At 37.8% G+C, this 19,410-nt stretch carries 23 protein-coding genes; 22 read left to right on the top strand and 1 reads right to left on the bottom strand.

The annotated features are described in order from the left end of the window. Positions 1-12: 12 nt before the first annotated feature. From rplR to HMPREF1252_RS04215, 22 genes are all read left to right on the top strand, one after another. Positions 13-375, top strand: coding sequence for a 50S ribosomal protein L18 (rplR, locus tag HMPREF1252_RS04325; RefSeq protein ID WP_008900996.1), 363 nt, complete (start codon positions 13-15; stop codon positions 373-375). Positions 376-390: 15 nt separating this feature from the next. Next, entirely contained in the window at positions 391-897 is a 507-nt protein-coding gene (gene rpsE / locus HMPREF1252_RS04320) for a 30S ribosomal protein S5 (RefSeq protein ID WP_008900995.1), read from the top strand. A gap of 10 nt (positions 898-907) precedes the next feature. After that, on the top strand, positions 908-1,078 hold the full coding sequence (rpmD, locus tag HMPREF1252_RS04315; protein WP_008900994.1) for a 50S ribosomal protein L30: 171 nt from the start codon (positions 908-910) through the stop codon (positions 1,076-1,078). Positions 1,079-1,094: 16 nt separating this feature from the next. Continuing rightward, complete coding sequence (rplO, locus tag HMPREF1252_RS04310) at positions 1,095-1,541, top strand: 50S ribosomal protein L15 (protein ID WP_023059540.1); 447 nt, start codon at positions 1,095-1,097, stop codon at positions 1,539-1,541. After that, on the top strand, positions 1,541-2,818 hold the full coding sequence (gene secY / locus HMPREF1252_RS04305) for a preprotein translocase subunit SecY (RefSeq protein WP_008900992.1): 1,278 nt from the start codon (positions 1,541-1,543) through the stop codon (positions 2,816-2,818). The genes rplO and secY overlap by 1 nt, the downstream gene beginning before the upstream one ends. 9 nt (positions 2,819-2,827) lie before the next feature. Then, on the top strand, positions 2,828-3,481 hold the full coding sequence (locus HMPREF1252_RS04300) for an adenylate kinase (protein WP_023059544.1): 654 nt from the start codon (positions 2,828-2,830) through the stop codon (positions 3,479-3,481). Further along, positions 3,465-3,728, top strand: coding sequence for a KOW domain-containing RNA-binding protein (locus HMPREF1252_RS04295; RefSeq protein WP_023059536.1), 264 nt, complete (start codon positions 3,465-3,467; stop codon positions 3,726-3,728). Before HMPREF1252_RS04300 ends, HMPREF1252_RS04295 begins: the two co-directional genes overlap by 17 nt. Beyond that, a complete protein-coding gene (infA, locus tag HMPREF1252_RS04290) occupies positions 3,721-3,939 on the top strand; it encodes a translation initiation factor IF-1 (RefSeq protein WP_008900989.1) in 219 nt (72 codons plus the stop codon). Before HMPREF1252_RS04295 ends, infA begins: the two co-directional genes overlap by 8 nt. A 24-nt stretch (positions 3,940-3,963) precedes the next feature. Beyond that, positions 3,964-4,077: a 50S ribosomal protein L36 gene (gene rpmJ, locus HMPREF1252_RS04285; protein ID WP_004820371.1), complete on the top strand. Its 114-nt coding sequence runs from the start codon at positions 3,964-3,966 to the stop codon at positions 4,075-4,077. 12 nt (positions 4,078-4,089) lie between these two features. Beyond that, the gene (gene rpsM / locus HMPREF1252_RS04280; RefSeq protein WP_008900987.1) at positions 4,090-4,452 is read left to right on the top strand and encodes a 30S ribosomal protein S13; all 363 of its coding nucleotides are present in this window, start codon (positions 4,090-4,092) and stop codon (positions 4,450-4,452) included. 12 nt (positions 4,453-4,464) lie between these two features. After that, positions 4,465-4,860 (top strand): 30S ribosomal protein S11, encoded by a 396-nt coding sequence (rpsK, locus tag HMPREF1252_RS04275; protein WP_008900986.1) that lies wholly within the window; start codon positions 4,465-4,467, stop codon positions 4,858-4,860. Positions 4,861-4,889: 29 nt separating this feature from the next. After that, positions 4,890-5,837, top strand: coding sequence for a DNA-directed RNA polymerase subunit alpha (locus tag HMPREF1252_RS04270; protein WP_008900985.1), 948 nt, complete (start codon positions 4,890-4,892; stop codon positions 5,835-5,837). A 10-nt stretch (positions 5,838-5,847) separates the two neighbouring features. Further along, positions 5,848-6,189 carry a 50S ribosomal protein L17 gene (rplQ, locus tag HMPREF1252_RS04265; RefSeq protein ID WP_008900984.1) on the top strand — a complete coding sequence of 114 codons (342 nt, stop codon included), beginning with the start codon at positions 5,848-5,850 and terminating at the stop codon, positions 6,187-6,189. Positions 6,190-7,295: 1,106 nt separating this feature from the next. Continuing rightward, the gene (murA, locus tag HMPREF1252_RS04255) at positions 7,296-8,546 is read left to right on the top strand and encodes a UDP-N-acetylglucosamine 1-carboxyvinyltransferase (RefSeq protein ID WP_008900983.1); all 1,251 of its coding nucleotides are present in this window, start codon (positions 7,296-7,298) and stop codon (positions 8,544-8,546) included. 10 nt (positions 8,547-8,556) lie between these two features. Next, entirely contained in the window at positions 8,557-10,077 is a 1,521-nt protein-coding gene (locus tag HMPREF1252_RS04250; protein ID WP_023059557.1) for an ABC transporter substrate-binding protein, read from the top strand. Positions 10,078-10,122: 45 nt separating this feature from the next. Further along, complete coding sequence (locus tag HMPREF1252_RS04245) at positions 10,123-11,046, top strand: ABC transporter permease (protein WP_023059516.1); 924 nt, start codon at positions 10,123-10,125, stop codon at positions 11,044-11,046. A gap of 1 nt (position 11,047) precedes the next feature. After that, the gene (locus HMPREF1252_RS04240; protein ID WP_023059525.1) at positions 11,048-11,881 is read left to right on the top strand and encodes an ABC transporter permease; all 834 of its coding nucleotides are present in this window, start codon (positions 11,048-11,050) and stop codon (positions 11,879-11,881) included. Next, positions 11,878-12,840 (top strand): ABC transporter ATP-binding protein, encoded by a 963-nt coding sequence (locus HMPREF1252_RS04235; protein ID WP_023059530.1) that lies wholly within the window; start codon positions 11,878-11,880, stop codon positions 12,838-12,840. Before HMPREF1252_RS04240 ends, HMPREF1252_RS04235 begins: the two co-directional genes overlap by 4 nt. After that, complete coding sequence (locus tag HMPREF1252_RS04230) at positions 12,833-13,753, top strand: oligopeptide/dipeptide ABC transporter ATP-binding protein (RefSeq protein ID WP_023059547.1); 921 nt, start codon at positions 12,833-12,835, stop codon at positions 13,751-13,753. Before HMPREF1252_RS04235 ends, HMPREF1252_RS04230 begins: the two co-directional genes overlap by 8 nt. Next, positions 13,743-14,384, top strand: a complete 642-nt coding sequence (locus HMPREF1252_RS04225; protein WP_023059523.1) for a hypothetical protein — start codon at positions 13,743-13,745, stop codon at positions 14,382-14,384. Before HMPREF1252_RS04230 ends, HMPREF1252_RS04225 begins: the two co-directional genes overlap by 11 nt. 4 nt (positions 14,385-14,388) lie before the next feature. Then, positions 14,389-16,593 carry an ATP-dependent RecD-like DNA helicase gene (locus HMPREF1252_RS04220; RefSeq protein ID WP_023059552.1) on the top strand — a complete coding sequence of 735 codons (2,205 nt, stop codon included), beginning with the start codon at positions 14,389-14,391 and terminating at the stop codon, positions 16,591-16,593. Further along, positions 16,580-17,173, top strand: coding sequence for a ComF family protein (locus HMPREF1252_RS04215; protein WP_023059539.1), 594 nt, complete (start codon positions 16,580-16,582; stop codon positions 17,171-17,173). Before HMPREF1252_RS04220 ends, HMPREF1252_RS04215 begins: the two co-directional genes overlap by 14 nt. Before the next feature lie 117 nt (positions 17,174-17,290). Here HMPREF1252_RS04215 and HMPREF1252_RS04210 read toward each other — a convergent pair whose 3' ends face one another. Then, positions 17,291-17,881, bottom strand: a complete 591-nt coding sequence (locus tag HMPREF1252_RS04210) for an S-layer homology domain-containing protein (protein ID WP_023059563.1) — start codon at positions 17,879-17,881, stop codon at positions 17,291-17,293. Positions 17,882-19,410: the final 1,529 nt, after the last annotated feature.

The raw sequence follows: 19,410 nt of genomic DNA, 5'->3' as shown, positions 1-19,410 counted from the left end.
TAGGAGGACGCTTTGATAAATAAAATCGATAAAAAGTCTACAAGAGTAAAAAGACATAAGAGAATAAGAAACAAGATCTCTGGCACCTCATCTTGCCCAAGACTATGTGTATTTAGATCAAATGCCCATATTTACGCACAAATTATCGACGACACTAAGGGAGTTACACTAGCAAGTGCATCAACTCTAGATAAAGATCTAGGCCTAGATCACACTCACAACAAAGATGCAGCAGCAGCAGTTGGAGCAGCTATTGCAAAAAGAGCAGTAGAAAAAGGAATAGAAGAAGTAGTATTCGATAGATCTGGATACCTATATCATGGACGCGTAAAATCCCTTGCAGAAGCTGCAAGAGAAAACGGACTTAAGTTCTAGTAAGGAGGCAAAAGATTGGAACACAAACTAATTAATCCTGATGAGCTTCAACTAGAAGAAAGAGTTGTAGCAATAAACAGAGTAGCAAAAGTAGTTAAAGGTGGTAGAAACTTCAGATTCACAGCACTAGTGGTAGTTGGAGACAGAAACGGATACGTTGGAGTAGGAACAGGAAAAGCACTAGAAGTACCTGAAGCAATCAGAAAAGGAATCCAAGACGCAAGAAAACACCTTGTAAAAGTAGATCTAGTAGGAACAACAATCCCACACGAAATCACTGGAGTTGCAGGAGCAGGAAAAGTATTCTTAAAGCCAGCTAAACCAGGTACAGGAGTTATCGCGGGAGAAGCAGTGCGTGCAGTACTAGAACTAGTTGGAGTATCTGATATCAGAACTAAAAACATCGGATCAAACAACCGTAGAAATATAGTAAACGCAACAATGAACGCATTAACAAGCTTAATGACAGTAGAAAAAGTTGCAAGACTAAGAAATAAATCTGTAGATGAAATACTAGGATAAGGGGGATAAAATGCTTAAAATAAAATTAGTAAAAAGCCCTATCGGTAAAATTGAGTCCCACAAGAGAACAGTAAGAGCTCTAGGACTTAGAAAAATCGGACAGGTTGTAGAAAAAGAAGATACCCCTGAAATCAGAGGTATGATAAGAACAGTAGATTATATGCTAGAGGTTACAGAGTAATAAGGAGGTGCAAACCATGAAGCTACATGACTTAAGACCAGCAGAAGGCGGCGGAGTTAAAGCTAAGAAGAGACTAGGAAGAGGTATAGGCTCAGGACTAGGTAAGACTTCAGGTCGTGGACACAAAGGTCAAAATGCAAGATCTGGCGGAGGAGTTAGACCAGGATTTGAAGGTGGACAAATGCCACTATTCAGACGTCTTCCAAAGAGAGGTTTCACCAACATCTTTGCTAAAGACTTTGCAGAAATAAACGTTGGAGTACTAGCAGATTACTTTAATGACGGAGACGTAGTAACTCCAGAAATATTATTAGAAAAGAAATTAGTTAAAAAGGCTAAGGACGGCGTTAGAATCTTAGGAAATGGAGAAATAAACGTTAAGCTTGAAGTAAAAGCACAACACTTCACCAAATCTGCAGCTGAAAAAATCGAAGCAGCAGGAGGAAAGGCTGAGGTGATTTAATGCTAACAACATTTAAAAATGCATGGAAACTACCAGAAATTAGACGCAAAATGTTATTTACACTATTTATGCTTCTAATATACAGACTGGGATCCCATATAGCAGTGCCTTTCATGAACAAAGAGGCAATATCACAACTATTCTCAGGTCAAAACGCAGGAGTATTAACATTCCTTGACTTAATGGCAGGAGGAAACTTCAGCAACTATACAATATTTGCTGCAAATATAACACCATATATTACAGCATCAATTGTACTTCAACTTCTAACAATAGCTATCCCTTCACTAGAACAACTAGCAAAAGAAGGAGATACAGGAAGAAAAGCAATAGCTAAGTATACAAGATATTTAGCAATAGCAATAGCATTTGTTCAAGCAATCGGATTCACATTCGGAATCTTTAGAAAAGCAGTAGAAGCACACACATTCTTACAAAAATCAGTAGTAATAATGTCAATCGTAGCAGGAACAGCTTTCTTAATTTGGATAGGTGAACAAATCACAGAAAAAGGTATCGGAAACGGTATTTCAATCATAATCTTTGCAGGAATCATCGTAAGAATGCCAAGAGACTTATATCAATCATTCCTACTAGTAAGAGCAGGACAAGCACACTGGGCATTTTTAATCCTATACATTGTACTAGCAATAGCAATAGTATTCTTTGTAGTAACCTTAAACGAAGGAGAAAGAAGAATTCCAGTACAATACGCAAAGAGAGTAGTAGGAAGAAAGATGTATGGAGGACAATCAACTCACATACCAATCAAAGTACTAATGACAGGAGTAATGCCAATAATCTTTGCAAACTCAATCCTTGCAATCCCATCAACAATAATCATGTTTACAGGAGAAGGAAAGTTCAAAGACTTTGTAATCAAATGGCTAACACCACAAGGTGGACCAGGACTTGTGATCTACGTACTATTATCAATACTAATGATAATATTCTTTACTTTCTTCTACACACAAATTCAATTTAACACAGTAGAATATTCCAAGAGTTTACAACAAAACGGTGGATTTATCCCAGGAATAAGACCAGGAAAACCAACCAGTGACTACCTTGGAAGAGTAGTAAATAGACTAGTTCTACCAGGAGCTATAGCACTAGCAATCTTAACAGTACTACCAACAATCTTAACAAGAGTAGCAAAACTAAGATTTAACTACGGTGGAACATCAATAATAATCGTAGTCGGAGTAATATTGGAAACAGCAAGAGTCCTAGAACAACAACTACTAATGAGACATTACAAAGGATTCTTAAAATAAGGAGAATATATGAGACTCGTAATATTAGGACCTCCTGGAGCAGGTAAGGGAACACAAGCAGACTTCATAGTAGAAAACTTCAAAACCCCACACATCTCAACAGGAGATATATTTAGAGAAAATATAAAAAACGGAACCGACCTAGGAAAAAAAGCTAAGTCCTACATGGACAAAGGCCTACTAGTACCAGACGAATTAGTAATAGAAATCGTAAAAGATAGACTATCAAAAGACGACGTACAAGGAGGATTTTTACTAGACGGATTCCCAAGAACAGTAGCACAAGCAGTATCCTTAGACGCATTTCTAGAAGAAAGAGGTCAAAGCCTAGACTCAGTACTAAATATAGACGTAGACACAGACATATTAGTAGAAAGAGCAGTAGGCAGAAGGGTATGTAAAACCTGTGGAGCAAGCTACCACGTAAAATACAACCCACCAAAAGAAGACGGCGTGTGCGACAAAGACCAAGGTCCTTTAATCCAAAGAGACGACGACACCGAAGCCACAGTAAAGACCAGAATCAAAGTTTACTTCGAACAAACAGCACCACTAATAGATTACTACAAAGCACAAGGGCTACTAGATAACATAGACGGCAAAGAAGACATAGACACAATAAGAAAAGAAATCGTAGAAGTACTAGATGGAAAAAACAACTAGACTAACCTTAGGGCAAATAGTAAAAGCTACAAGAGGTCGAGATGAAGGAAAAGTCTTTGTTATAAAAGAGATCGTAGACGATAAAATGGTAAAAATAGTAGACGGCAAGACCAGAACACTAGAAAAACCAAAACTAAAAAAAGTATCACATCTAATAATATCAAAAGAAAAGATAGATTTAGAAGAAGTAACATCAGATAAGAACTTAAGACAAAGACTAAAAGAAACGGAGGTATTTCGTGGCTAAAGAAGATGTAATAGAAGTAGAGGGCGTCGTAGTCGAAGCCCTACCTAATACAAACTTTAAAGTAGAACTTGAAAATGGGCATATAATACTAGCGCATATTTCAGGGAAATTGAGAATGAACTATATTAGGATTTTACCAGGAGATAAAGTAACTGTTGAACTATCACCATATGATTTAACAAGAGGTAGAATCACTTGGAGAAAGAAATAAGTCCTATAAAATAGGAGGGATTATATGAAAGTAAGACCATCTGTAAAGAAGATGTGCGAAAAATGCAAAATCATTAAACGTAAAGGAAGAGTAATGGTAATTTGCGAAAATCCTAAGCACAAACAAAGACAAGGCTAACGGAGGTAAATAATGGCAAGAATTGCAGGAATTGACTTACCAAGAGAAAAACGTGTTGAAATAGGCCTAACTTACATCTTTGGAATAGGAAGATCAAGATCAAACGAAATTCTAAAGAATGCAGAAGTTAACCCAGACACAAGAGTCAAAGACCTAACAGAAGCAGAAGTAGCTCGCATAAGAAGCGAAATAGACAAATACCATGTAGAAGGAGATTTAAGAAGAGATGTAGCAATGAACATCAAGAGACTTCGTGAAATCAAATGCTACAGAGGAATTCGTCATATGAGAGGACTTCCAGTACGTGGTCAAAATACGAAGAACAACGCTAGAACCAGAAAAGGTCCTAAGAAGTTAGTATCTAAGAAGAAATAATAAGGAGGAGTCATGGCTAAAAAACAAAAAGTAACAAAAGTTAGAAGACGTGAGCGTAAAAACATAGAAAAAGGACAAGCTCACATAGCATCATCTTTTAACAACACAATGGTTACTCTAACAGACATGAGCGGCAATGTAATCTCCTGGGCAAGTGCAGGTCAACTTGGATTTAGAGGATCAAGAAAATCTACACCATTTGCAGCACAAGAAGCAGCACAAACAGCAGCAGAAAAAGCAAAAGAACATGGATTAAAATCAGTAGAAGTATATGTAAAAGGACCAGGTTCAGGAAGAGAAGCAGCAATAAGATCACTTCAAGCAACAGGACTTGAAGTAACAATGATAAAGGACGTAACACCAATCCCACATAATGGATGTAGACCACCTAAACGTAGAAGAGTTTAATCATCTAATTACCCAAGAAGGAGGGTACCATGATAGAAATTGAAAAGCCTAGCATAGAAATACAAGAACTAAGCGAAGATGGCAAAAAAGGAATATTTGTAGTGGAGCCTCTTGAAAGTGGATATGGCATAACAATAGGCAACTCACTCCGTAGAGTACTATTATCATCACTGCCGGGAGCGTCAGTATCATTTGTAAATATAAGAGGTGCAGAACACGAATTTGCAACCATACCAGGAGTATTAGAAGACGTACCAGAAATAATCTTAAACATTAAAAGTGTAGTTATACAAATGACAGAAATAGACGAAGCACTAGTAACAATCGAGAAAAAAGGACCAGGCGAAATAACCGCAGAAGATATAAACTGTCCACTAGGAGTAACAATAGTAAACCCAGAAGAACACATAGCAACACTAAATGAAGACGCAGACGTCTATATAGAAATGAAAATAGAAAGAGGTCGCGGATACGTTCCTTCAGAACTCAAAAAAGATGAAGTAAGCACAATCGGAGTAATACCAATCGATTCAAACTTCACACCAGTAAGACACGTAAACTGGAAAGTTGAAAACACAAGAGTAGGACAAAGAACAGACTACGACAGACTAGTACTCGACGTGACAACCGACGGATCAATGAAAGCAGATGAAGCAACATCACTAGCAGCTAAGATCCTAACAGAACATCTAAAACTATTTATAGGCTTAACAGAACATGTAAGCGACGTAAATATAATGGTGGAAAAAGAAGAAGATCGTAAGGAAAAAGTGCTTGAAATGACGGTGGAAGAGTTAGACCTTTCAGTAAGAAGTTTCAACTGTCTAAAAAGAGCAAACATAAACACAGTAGAAGAACTAGTAGACAAGTCAGAAGCAGAAATGATGAAAGTTCGTAATCTCGGTAAAAAATCACTTGAAGAAGTGCAAAATAAACTTGCAGAACTAGGATTAGGTTTAAAGCAAGAAGAAGAGTAAGGAGGATTATATGGCACAGCTTAGAAAGCTTGGAAGACCTACAGATCATAGACTAGCAATGCTAAGAAATCTTGTAACATCTCTACTAAGAGAAGGAAGAATAGAAACAACTCTAACAAGAGCAAAAGAAACAAGAAGAATGGCAGAGCGTATGATAACACTAGGAAAAAGAGGCGACCTTCACTCAAGAAGACTCGCACTAGCATATATATACGACGAAGACGTAGTAACCAAACTATTTAACGAAATAGCTCCAAAATACGCAGACAGAAATGGTGGATACACAAGAATCATCAAAGTAGGACCACGTAGAGGAGACGCAGCAGAAAAAGCAATAATAGAATTGGTATAAAAAGAATAGGAAGCATAAGTTAAAACAATCCACTGGTTTTAATTTATGCTTTTTTCTATGCCCTATGGAAATAGGGTTTTTTTATTTTTAGGGAAAGTAAACTACCTTTAATCAGGCGTAGCCGTGAAGTAACCAATCCTTTATATAATCTCCGTAGCGGAAGTATTTTGCTTCCACAGCCGAAGGCTACAAAGTCCTCCCAACTGCAGTCACCCTGAGAGGCAGTCGAGTTCTGCAAATCAGCCTTCATTTCATTCGGCTTCTTTGGAACTATGCACGAGACCTGCAACGAAATCAAAGATTTCGGCTAGGGCTTCGACGCTACAATGACCTTCCCAACTACAGTCACCCTGAGCGAAAGAGCCGTAGGCTCTGAAGTCGAATGGGTATAACCTCCGAAGGTCAAGTCTATGTAAATATGTCATAATAAAAATAAAAGCTCCAAGACGATTCCGATTACAGAAACTCAAAAATTCTAAACCACGTCGACCTGCAAATTCGCAACTCGCTTCGCTCAAACAGTGCGATTTGCAGCCGGTCTCCTTAGGTTTGAATTTTACGAGTTTCTTCCAGACGGAATCTCTTTTGGAGCTTTTTATTTTATGTAAATGTAATTATTATTTTAATGCAGGAAAATATATCATTGCCGTAGTGGAAGTATTTTGCTTCAACAGCAGAAGACGTGAAGTCTTAAAACTATACAAGTAATTGATGCAAATCTAGGGGCAACCCTCTCACTTGGTCATCCTGAGCGAGGAAATTTATTTCCGAGTCGAAGGATCTGACCTATATTTAACCAGTCTTTGCAATTGGTTTTTTTTAAGAGATCCTTCGACTAATACTCGCTCATGGTGGCTATCTTTCTTTAAGGTTTACGCAAATTATAAACCTAATTTAATAAAATTTATTTAAAATTCCATTTAACCAAAAACCAAAACCATATATATTTAATTCCTTCTCAAATAAATATATTACAAATACACTTGGGTATATATTAAAAGATAACAAGCTTTTGCCGATATTATAATATTTAACGAGAATTTATGATATAATTTATATAGCTCTTGTGAGCTTTTTTAATGTTGAAATTATATTAGGAGATATATATGGAAAGAATTTATGTAAAAAAATCAGGACCTTTAAATGGTACTGTAAAAGTATCTGGAGCGAAGAATGCTGCTCTTCCTATTCTTGCAGCGACTATTCTTGGAACGACGGAGACGATTCTAGAAGGTGTTCCTGATTTAAAGGATATAAGTATAATGATCGAGGTTATTAAGAGCCTCGGAGTTGAGGTTGAGCACCTTGGCAAACATACTCTTAAAATCAATGCGAAAAATTTAAATGCTTATGAAACTAGCTACGAGCTTATGAGCAAAATGAGAGCTTCTTCTGTGGTTATGGGACCACTTCTTGCTCGAATGAGAAAGGTTATTAATCCTCTTCCTGGTGGTTGCAATATTGGTGCTAGACCAATAGACCTTCACCTAAAGGGTTTTAGAGCTCTAGGGGTGGATATTGTGGAAGAACCTGGGAAGATTACTGCTTCTGCTGAAAAATTAATAGGTTCGACTATTTACTTAGACTTTCCTTCTGTTGGTGCTACTCAAAATATTATGATGGCTGCAACTATGGCGGAAGGTGAAACTATAATCGAAAATGCGGCTATGGAGCCTGAGATTGTAGATCTTGCATCTTTTTTAAACAAGATGGGTGCGAGAATTATGGGTGCAGGTACTTCTAGCATAAGAATTAAAGGTGTCAAAAGTCTAAGCGGTGCAACTCACCAAATTATTCCTGATAGAATCGAAGCGGGTACATTTATGGTGGCAGCGGCTATGACCGGTGGAGATGTGCTAGTAGAAAATTGCATTCCTTCCCATATGAAACCTATTATTGCAAAGCTTATCGAAGCTGGTGCTGAGGTGGAAGTTGACGATGATTCTGTAAGGGTAAAGGGAAATAAAATCGTAAATCCTTTCGATATCAAGACCCTTCCTTATCCAGGTTTTCCAACTGATATGCAGGCACAGTTCATGGCTCTTATGACTATCTCAAACGGAACCTGCGTTATGAAGGAAACTGTGTTTGAAAATAGATTTATGCACGCTGCAGAGCTTGCTAAAATGGGTGCAAATATTAATGTTATAGATAGAGAAGCTATTGTAAAAGGTACTAGAAGTCTGGTAGGCACTGAAGTAGAAGCTACGGACCTTAGAGCTGGAGCAGCGCTTATTATAGCTGGTCTGGTTGCAGATGGAACGACTACTATTTCAAATATTTATCATATCGACAGAGGATATGAAAATATTGAGGAAAAATTCACTGCTCTTGGTGCAATTATCAGTCGTAAATAGGAGGTAAAAATTGAAAAAGAGGTTATTAATTGTTGTTTTTGGATTGATATTGTTTATGACGGGTTGCGGAAATAAAGAGGCGGATCTAAGTACTTTTAGAGTTGCAGTTTCTGCTGATGGTACATCCCTTGACCCAATTGATTACAACGATGTTTTCTCAGAAAATATTTTGAAGCAAATCTTCGATACTCTTTTAGATAAGGCTCCAAATGGAGATCTTGTAAATGGACTTGCTGAATCTTTGGAAAGACCGGACAATAAGACTTTAGTTATAAAGATTAGAGAAGGTGTTAAGTTTTCTAATGGAGATCCTTTAACTGTTGAAGATGTAATATTTTCACTTAAGAGGGTAGCTGAATGTGATCAATTTGGATATATTTTCAAAAATATTGATACAGACAATTTAAGAAAGATTGACGATACAACTTTAGAAATTAAATTAAAAGAACCGGATGCTACAATCCTTGAAGCTCTTGCCCATCCAGCAAGCAGCATAATTTCACAAAAAGATTTGGAAGAAAAAGGCGAAAATTTCCGTGAAAATCCAATTGGAACCGGACCATTTGTACTAGATAAATGGACTAAACTAGATTCAGTTACTTTTAAGAGAAATGAAAATTACTGGGGTGACAAACCAAGCATAGAAAACTTAGTGTTTAAAGTTATTCCAGAGGCTTCTCAAAGAATCATTGAACTTGAAAGTGGTGGAGTAGATATGGCTTTCCAAATCGCTCCAAACGACATTAAAAAAGTTGAAGAAAATCCAGATCTTAAACTTGATAGAAAACTAGACAACTCTGTTCACTTCGTGTCATTTAACACAGTTAAGCCTCCATTTGACAATATAAATGCGAGACTTGCAATGACCAAGGCTATCGACATGGACACCATCTTTAAGACTGTGTACCAAGGCGTTGGTAAGCGTGCAACATCAAACGTAAACCCTAACTTCAAATATTCAATTGCAGACTCTATAGAGCCTACTAAGGTTGATAAAGAAGAAGCTAAGAGATTATTTGCAGAAGCTGGTATGACAGAAGGCACAACTATAAAGATCTATGTAAATGACAATCAACAGAGAAATGACGTTGCTCAAATGATGAAAGAGCAACTTACAGAATACGGAATCAATCTTGAAATTGTAAAACTAGAATGGGGCGCTCTTGTTGAAGCTCTTAAAAATAAAGAAGATGATATGTTCATCATGAGCTGGACTCCTGCAGAGGATACCCATTACGAATTTTACCAACCATTCCACAGTGATGGTAAGGGTAACGGACCTAACTTCAACGATTTCGGAAATGCTGCACTTGATGTACTAATCGATGCAGGGGCTCGTGAATTTGACGACGCAAAACGTGGAGCTATCTACAAAGAAGCTCAAGAACTTGTAAATAAAGAACTACCATGGATGTACATCTGCTATGGTGAAACAGTGGTAGGTATGAAAAAGAATGTAACTGGCTTTGATATAGCGCCAACCTATGCACAAAAATTTGGAAAAGTTGGATTCGAAGCTGTAGAAAAATAATAAAAAGAGGGGACTTCCCCTCTTTTCTTTAAATAAAGGTGAATTATGACTAAACGTGTGCTTAAAAGAATACTGATGCTTATTCCCACGGTCATAGGAGTAAGTTTCATAGTTTTTCTTCTCTTTTACTTGAGTCCAGGAGACGCTGCCCTTGCTAAGGCAGGACCAAATGCCCCAAAGGAAGTAATCGAAGCTCTAAGGGAGAAGATGGGTCTAAACGATCCATTCCTCGCTCAATATCTTAGATTTTTAAAAGGACTTATATTTAAATTTGATCTTGGAACTTCATATATTTCTGGTTCAAGTGTAACTAAAACTCTTCTTGCAGTATTTCCAAACACTTTAAAACTCACAGGATTTTCTCTACTAATCGCAGTATTTTTTGGAATTTTACTGGGAGTTTTATCCGCTGTGAATAGGGGAACATTTGTAGATAAATTTGTAATGATATTCTCAATGGCTGGGATTGCCATGCCTATATTTTGGACGGGAATTCTACTTATTTTACTTTTCTCTGTAAAACTTAGATGGCTTCCTCCATCAGGCTTTTCCAGTTTCAAGGCGATGATTATGCCTGCATTTGCACTGGGACTTCAATCATCAGCAATCATAATGAGGATGACGAGATCATCTATGCTAGAAGTTTTAAATCAAGACTATATAGAAACCGCCACTGCAAAGGGACTAAAGAAACAAAAGATTATCTTTATTCATGCCCTTAAAAACGCGATGATTCCAATTATAACGACCATTGGACTTCAAGCGGGAGGTCTTCTTGGAGGATCTGTCCTAACAGAAACCGTATTTTCCATCCCAGGCATAGGAAGACTTATGGTTGAATCCATAAAGACGAGGGATCTTCCAGTGGTCTTAGGCGGAGTTATTTTGATTTCAATCTGTTATAGTTTAATCAGTATCGTCGTAGACATTTTGTACGGATTTATAGATCCAAGGATAGGTAGGGATTAATATGGAAACTTTAAAACAATTTAGAAAATCAAGGGTTTCAAGGATTGCAATGGACCTACTAATCGTAATTATTTTTCTTGCAATCTTTGCAGACTATGTAGCTCCATATACTTTTTCTGAACAACATCCAGAAGCTGCCTTTACCTCTCCAAATATCAAAAATTTAATGGGGACAGATAATTTTGGTAGAGATATATTTTCAAGGATTATATTCGGTGCGAGAATTTCTCTTAAGATTGGATTTATTTCTGTAATCATAGCTGGAGCAATAGGTACACTCATCGGAGCATTTGCAGGATATTTCGGAAATACCTTTGACAGAATCGTCATGAGAATTATGGATATCGTACTTTCTATTCCATCATTAGTGCTTGCAATTGCAATTGCTGCATCTCTTGGCAATGGAATGAAAAATTTAATCATCGCTGTGAGCCTTTCATCAGTTCCAAGGTACGCTCGTATAGTAAGATCAACGGTTATGTCCTTAAAAGAAAAAGAATTTATAGAATCTGCTAGAGTTTCTGGTGCGAGCCATATGAGAATCCTCTTTGTACACATATTGCCAAACTGTATCGCGCCGATAATAGTTGAGGCGACCATCGGAGTAGGGACTTCTATCCTATCAGCGGCGTCCCTTTCATTTATCGGTATGGGAGTCTTACCTCCTAATCCTGAATGGGGCTCTATGCTTTCTGAATCTCGTATGTACTTTAGAGACTATCCATATATGTCCATGTTTCCAGGGCTTGCAATCGCAATTACCATTCTACTTTTAAATATTGTAGGAGATGGATTAAGAGACGCAATGGATCCAAAACTAAGGAGGGCAAAATGATTTTATCTGTACAAGACTTAAGCATAAGTTTCAAAACTGACTCTTCTTGGCTAAAAGTGGTGGACAGTGTAAACTTCGAAATTCCTGAGAAGAAGACTGTGGCACTTGTCGGAGAATCTGGCTGTGGAAAATCCGTAACCGCCAAGTCGATTCTTAGACTTATGGATAGAAGAAACTCGAAGATCGAAGGAAGAATAGAATTTTTAGGCAAAAATTTACTTAATAAATCGGAAGAAGAACTAAGGAAGATCCGTGGTAGAGAAATCTCAATGATCTTTCAAGAGCCGATGACATCTCTAAATCCTGCTCTTAGGATTGGATACCAAATGGATGAAGTCTTCAAAACCCATTTCAATATGAACAAAGAAGAAGCAAAGAAAAAATCCATAGAGATGATAGAAAAAGTAGAAATTAGAAATCCAGAAACTGTGTACAAAAGCTATCCATTCCAGCTTTCCGGTGGGATGAGGCAGAGAATAATGATTGCCATGGCGCTATCTGCAAACCCAAAACTTCTTATAGCAGATGAACCTACAACTGCGCTTGATGTGACTATTCAAGCGGAAGTTTTAAAGCTTATGGTGGATCTAAAGAGAGACTACAACACCTCAATCCTATTTATAACCCACGACCTTGGCGTGGTTGCAGAGATTGCAGACTATGTGGTTGTAATGTATGCGGGTAAAGTTATAGAGTCTGGACCAGTAGAAGAGATATTTAGAAATCCAAAACATCCGTACACCATTGGACTTATGAAATCTCGTCCAGTTATCGGAGCGGATCAAAAGACTCTTTACAATATACCTGGCTCCGTACCAAGTCCAAAAGAGTTTAGCGACAACTGTAGATTCCATTCCAGATGTCCAAAGGAGATGGATATTTGTAAATGGCAAATGCCTAGAGAAGTCGGCGGCGAACACAAAGTAAGCTGTTTTTTATATGGTGATTATGATGAGTAATATTTTAGAAGTAAGAGATTTGACAATGGTTTTTAAATCCAAGGAGAGAGAAGTCCGCGCAGTGGACGGGGTATCCTTCGATTTAAAAGAGAATGAAACCTTGGCAATAGTAGGAGAGAGTGGCTCTGGCAAAAGCACTGTGGCTAGATGCATTATGAACCTCTACGAAGGAGTAGAAGGCAAGGCATTCTACATGGATAAAAATATTTTCGACATGACCAGCATAGAACTGGTAGAATATAGAAAACAGGTTCAAATGATTTTCCAAGATCCATATTCATCTCTAAATCCTAGAATGAAGACTGGACAGATCATAGCAGAAGGTGCGAGAAATATAAGTGGCTTAAGAGGAAAAGAACTGAGAGAAAGAGTCCTTGAGACCATGGAACTATCTGGACTTAGTAGCTTTACCTACGACAGATATCCACACGAATTTTCCGGCGGGCAGAGACAGAGAATTGCAATAGCAAGAGCGCTGGCACCTCATCCAAGACTTATAATTGCAGACGAACCTACATCAGCCCTAGACGTCTCAATCCAGGCGCATATAATAAATCTTTTAAATGAACTTAAAGAAAAGATGAATCTCTCCATGATATTTATATCCCACGACCTGGCAGTGGTAGAACATATCGCTGACAGAGTGGTGGTTATGTACCATGGAAAGGTAGTAGAGATGGCGAAGACGGAAAAAATATTTAACAATCCAGTCCATCCATACACGAGGAGACTTCTTTCAGCTATACCGAAACAGAATCCCTGGGATAAAAAAATCGAACTCGAGGATAATTCAAAAGAGCTTATAAAATTAAAAGAAAATTGTAAACATAGAGTTAACTGCAGTGGAAAGAATAGCAAAAACTGCCTAGTAGAAGTGGAGGAAGGCCACTTTGTAATGTGCAATGAAGGATAGATTAGAAGACACACTTCCAATGGACGAAGTGGCAAGGAAATTAAACGAAGAGCTGCAACTGGAAAATATGAGAAATGAATCAGAAGAGGAATCCTTTGAAGAAGATTTAGACGACTACGAAGAAAGACCAAAAGCTCCAAAAAAGAATAAAATTAAAAAGAAAAAGAAGTTCATTGGATTTGGTAGAGGCGAAAGGGATGAATCTCAAGAAGATAAATTCGAAAGAGATTATGACGATGAATATGATTACTATGATGACGATGATGAATACGAATATTACAGAAAACCAAAACGCAAAAGAGGATTTAGACCGTTTAGAGCGTTGGCGGATCTATTTGCATTCGTATCTAATGGAATAAAACTATTCTTTTTATTAATAAAACTTTCAATCCTCGTATTTCTACTATATTGCGGTTACAGTTACTACACCACGAAGACCATTCCATTTGTAACCGACTATATAAACGAAAAGAAACTGAAGACCGAAGAATATATAAAGGAAAAAGTTGCAGAGACTATTGAAGTGCCCAAAGAATTCTTCAAGATAAAGTCTGTAAAGAAGGTGGACGGAGGATTGGAAGTCATATACGTCTACCAGGGCAAGGAAAGTAAAATAAGATTGGCGAAGTGATACTATGTTAGAGATAGAAGCAATCGTAGAGCGTATCATCTTTAGAAACGAAGAAAATGGATGGTGCGTTCTTCGAACCATAAGTGGAGATACCGATCTAGTTGTAACTGGAAATGGCATGACCATCAAGGAAGGTCTGCGCTACAAATTCAGCGGCAACATGGTTTTTCACAACAAATATGGAGAACAATTTAAATTTGAGCATTTTGAAGAGATACTTCCCGACACCAAGTCCGGAGTCATAGCATACCTATCCTCTGGGCTGATTCCCTACATAGGAGAGAAGACCGCAAAATCTATCTATGACAAGTTCGGAATGGAAACATTTAAGATTTTGGAAGAAACTCCAGAGAGATTAAAAGAAGTGGAAGGTATCGGACCTGTTAAATTTGGAAAGATGATGGAAGCTCTCCAAGAGACCAAGGAAGCAAAATCTGTAATCATGTTCTTCGGAAAATTAAACATGACTTCAAACCTCGCCATGAGGGTCTACCAAGTTTTTAAAGACGATAGCGAAAAGATAGTGAGAGAAAATCCATACATCTTGGCGGAAGAAGTAAAGGGCATCGGGTTTAAAACTGCCGACGAAATCGCCATGAGCCTCGGCTTTGAAAAAGACGATCCATTTAGAATCAAATCCGGCATAAAGTACACCCTCTCCCAAGGAAATTTGGAAGGTCATACCTATCTTCCAAGGGAAATCCTCGTGAAGAAATCTGCCCAAGTTTTGGGAGTCACCATTGAGCAGGTGGAAAGTCAGATAAATAGTCTCGCCTTCGATAGATTTTTTTACATAGAGAGAATCGACGATGTGGACAGTTGTTACTTCACCAACTACTATAAAGCAGAGAACTTCGTGGCGGGAGTGCTTACAAAACTCGCATCGAAAAAGTATCCGATTAAATTAAATATCGAAGAAGAAATCGAAGAAATAGAAGATAGAAAGGAAATCCATCTTGCGACGAATCAGAAAAAAGCTGTGGAAGAAGCGCTCCAAAATGGAGTCACAGTCATCACAGGAGGTCCAGGTACAGGTAAGACCACAACCCTTACAACCATCATCGACCTCTGTGAAAAAGAAGGGCTCAAGGTAAGTCTAGCAGCACCGACGGGGAGAGCGGCAAAAAGAATGGAAGAAGCCACCAAGAGACCGGCGTCAACATTGCACAAACTTTTGGAAATAAAACCGGGAGTAAGCATTCAGGAGATGGAAGAACTGAATTGCGACGTGCTCATAGTCGACGAGTGCTCCATGGTGGATCTATTTCTTATGCACAATATATTAAAAGCCATTCCAGAAGAGATAAGGCTCGTTCTCGTAGGAGACAAGGATCAGCTTCCTTCTGTAGGAGCAGGAAATGTTTTAAAGGACATCATCGAATCGAAAATAATTCACGTGGTCTACTTAAATGAAATCTTCAGACAGGAAGAAGGTTCGCTTATAATAGAGAACGCCCACAGAATAAATAAAGGGATAAGGCCGATCTTGGACAATAAATCAAAAGACTTTTTCTTTATAGAAAGTCCAGATCCTACGGAAACTTTAAACACCATAGTAGATCTTGTAAAAGATAGGCTTCCAGCCTTTAAAAATCTCGATTCCATAAGAGATATCCAGGTGCTAAGCCCTATGAAGAAGGGAATAGTCGGCGTGGACAATTTGAACAAGACCTTGCAGGAAGCGCTAAATCCAAAGTCAGGAGATGAAATTGTATCCTTTGGCAGAACTTTTAGAGAAAGTGACAAGGTAATGCAGATCAAAAACAATTATAATTTGGAATTTAGTTCCGAATCGGAAATCTACCAAGAAGAAGGAATGGGCGTCTTCAACGGAGAGCTTGGCATGATTGAATCCATCGATAGAGAAAATCGTGAAATGTGGGTGGTATTCGACGAAATAAAAAGAGTTGAGTACCCTATGGAAAATCTATCGGAGCTCACACTAGCCTACGCAAGCACAATTCACAAGTCCCAAGGTTCAGAGTTTCGCGCGGTGATAATTCCCTTGCACTCAGCACCGATTATGCTTCTTTCAAGAAACTTACTCTACACAGCAATCACGAGGGCATCTGAAATGGTTGTGCTAGTTGGAGATAGAAAATATCTAGACATCATGGTCAACAACAACCATGTCATGAGAAGGTACACAGGTCTAAAAGATAAAATCATAACCACCTGGGAGAAGAGGAAAATCTATGGATTTATCTAGATGTGAAAATTGCACCAACCCAAAGTATAAAGCTGGTCTCTGCAAAGATTGTTACTCAAACCTCGACTTCGATACTCCGAAGATAAAACTAGATGGAATTACAGATATAAATATCTGTTTAAATTACAATAGATTCCTAAGAGAAATCATAAAGAGGTACAAGTTCAACGACGAAACCCATTTCTACAAGACATTTGCAGAAATAATAATAGAAGAAATATTTAGAGAAAAACTATCTACAAAGATAGACTTTTTAACCTATATTCCAATGACGAGAGCCGCATATCTAAAAAGAGGCTACAACCAACTGAAACTCATCGCAGAAGAAATAAAAAATATGACTGGCATCGAAGTAAAAGAAGTCTTAAGAAAGAAAAATCACACCAAGGATCAAATAGGACTTAGTTTTGTAGAGCGAAAATTAAATCTAAGGGATGCCTTTGAAAGCGAAAAACTACAAGGAGAAAAGGTGCTACTAATAGATGACGTATTAACCACAGGAGCAACTGTTGAAGAAGCGGCGAAGGCACTTAAGAAAGCAGGAGCAGAAGAAGTCTATGTGGTAGTCCTCGCCCATTAAAAATAATAAAGAGAAAAAGCAGTCGAAGGATTGCTTTTTTTGTTGGGAAAGTTTAACATAGAAAATTAAAAATTCGCATAAAAAAACGACTATTACTAGTCGTTTAATTTTTTTGTTTTAATTTCTCACAAGCTCTAAAATCTTTTTGATAACTTGTGAAGCTTCGGCTCTATTTAGAGATTTGTCCGGCAAGAAATTGCCAGAATCATCTCCAGTTATAATATTTGCAGCTGCCAAATTCTTTACATATTGGATGTAATCCTTGTCGATATCCTTTTCGTCAGTGAAAGAGACAGAACCAGAGCTAAACTCATATCCAACTACCTTTTCTAAGATAAGAGAAGTAAATCTCGCCATCTCTGCCCTTGAAATAGGCATATCCGCCTTAGCTTCATCGGCAGGAACACCGCTGTGGTTAAGGAAGTTAAAAGTATTTAAGTACCACTTTCTTGGGACAATGGTAAAAGGTTCTTGAGAATGACCAGTCGCATTGGTCATAAGAGTGAAAAACTCAGCGTAGGTCACCTCTTTGTAAGGTTTAAAAGTGCCATCGTCATAGCCTTTTACAATCCTTCTGTCGGTGAGTTCTGAAACGGTGGAATAGAACCAGTCGTTTTCCGCCACATCGCTAAATGAGCGGGCATCTACATTTATAAAAGTAGAAGTAAGTACAATAACAGATAAAATAAAAATATATAATCTCTTCATAAATCTCCTCGTAAAATAAAATTCTAAAGTATATTTTATAATAATAATGGAATTTAGGCAAATGGATGGGGAAAAATAGATATGAATTATTTCTATAGCGGAAGCAATCTGCTTCCATAAACCCTGACACTAAATACCTTTTCCTCAGCCTTCAGGCGTGTTATAACTAAACCTTAAATTTATCCCCGTAGCGGAACCTTCTAGGTTCCACAGCCGAGAGGCTCTGCACGGAAAGCTCAAAGGAAGGCAGTCACCCTGAGAGGCAGTCGAGTTCAACAAATCAGCCTTCATTTCATTCGGCTTCTTTGGAACTCTTTGCACGAGACCTGCAACGAAATCAGAGATTTCGGCTAGGGCTTCGAAGGATCTGACCTTTATTTAACCTAGTCTTAGCAAATGAATCATCCCAAAAATAAAAGCTCAAAGTCGATTCCGATTACAGAAACTCAAAAATTCTAAGCCGCGTCGACCTATAAATCTAGGCTCGCTGCGCTCAAACAGTGCGATTTATAGCCGGTCTCCTTAGGCTTGAATTTTAAAGAGTTTCTTCCAGACGGAATCTCCTTTTGAGCTTTTTATTTTATGCAAATGTATATATTATTAAAAAACATTATAAATTACTTATCTTTGTAGCGGAAGCAATCTGCTTCCATAAACTTGGATACTAAGTTTTTTTAACTAAACTGGCAGGCGTGTAGAATATCTAAATGTATATGTAAACACATAGAATCCTTACTCACAATACTAATACAGATAAAACCTATACAACCACAAGTGATTTTTGCTTTCGGCGTTAAGAAATTTTCCACTGTTTGAGCGTAGCGAGTTTGGAAAATTTTAGCCGAATAAGAAAATCACTACCAAAACCTCCCCAATGCGAGGTGGGTAGAGGGAGCTCGAGGGAGAAAGGAGGAAACTGCGAGTCTCGAAGAGAAAACCGCAGGTTTTTTCGAGAGACGTTAATTCCCTCCCTCTCCCTCGTAAAAAATTTGAAGAAGAAAGATTATGGTTAGGTTATTAATAAGATATTTATTTATATTCATTATAATTTTTAAAATTATTTCATTTGCAAAGACTTTACCTTCGGAAGTTATACCCATTCGACTTCAGAGCCTTCGGCTCTTTCGCTCAGGGTGACTGTAGTTGGGAGGAAAATTTTTATATTTTTTTGGCAGAGACGGGTTAAATATAGGTAAGATCCTTCGACTCCAAAGGCTAACGCCTTTTCCGCTCAGGATGACCGTGTAGAGGGGTTTACCCCACTAGGGTTATACCCGTTTGAATACGGGTGTCGTAAAACCTCCACCCTCTCCTTAGGGTGACTGTTTCCTTAGACTTTACAAAACTTTCAAAACCTTACAATAAAACAAAAAAATAAACAAAAAATAACACTCAAAACAATCAAAAAATAACAAAAAACAAAAAAAACAAAAAATATTTTTAAAAATTTTTAACAAAAACATGTTTAGATTTATTACAGCAGGGTATTAATATACTACCAAGAAATTGGTAAGGGCATCCATCCTATT

It is taken from the genome of Peptoniphilus sp. BV3AC2, assembly GCF_000478945.1.
In the GTDB taxonomy this organism is placed as follows: Bacteria; Bacillota; Clostridia; order Tissierellales; family Peptoniphilaceae; genus Peptoniphilus_B; species Peptoniphilus_B duerdenii.
The sequence above is the reverse complement of the archived record's forward strand: the minus strand, read 5'-3'. Positions and strand labels throughout refer to the sequence as shown.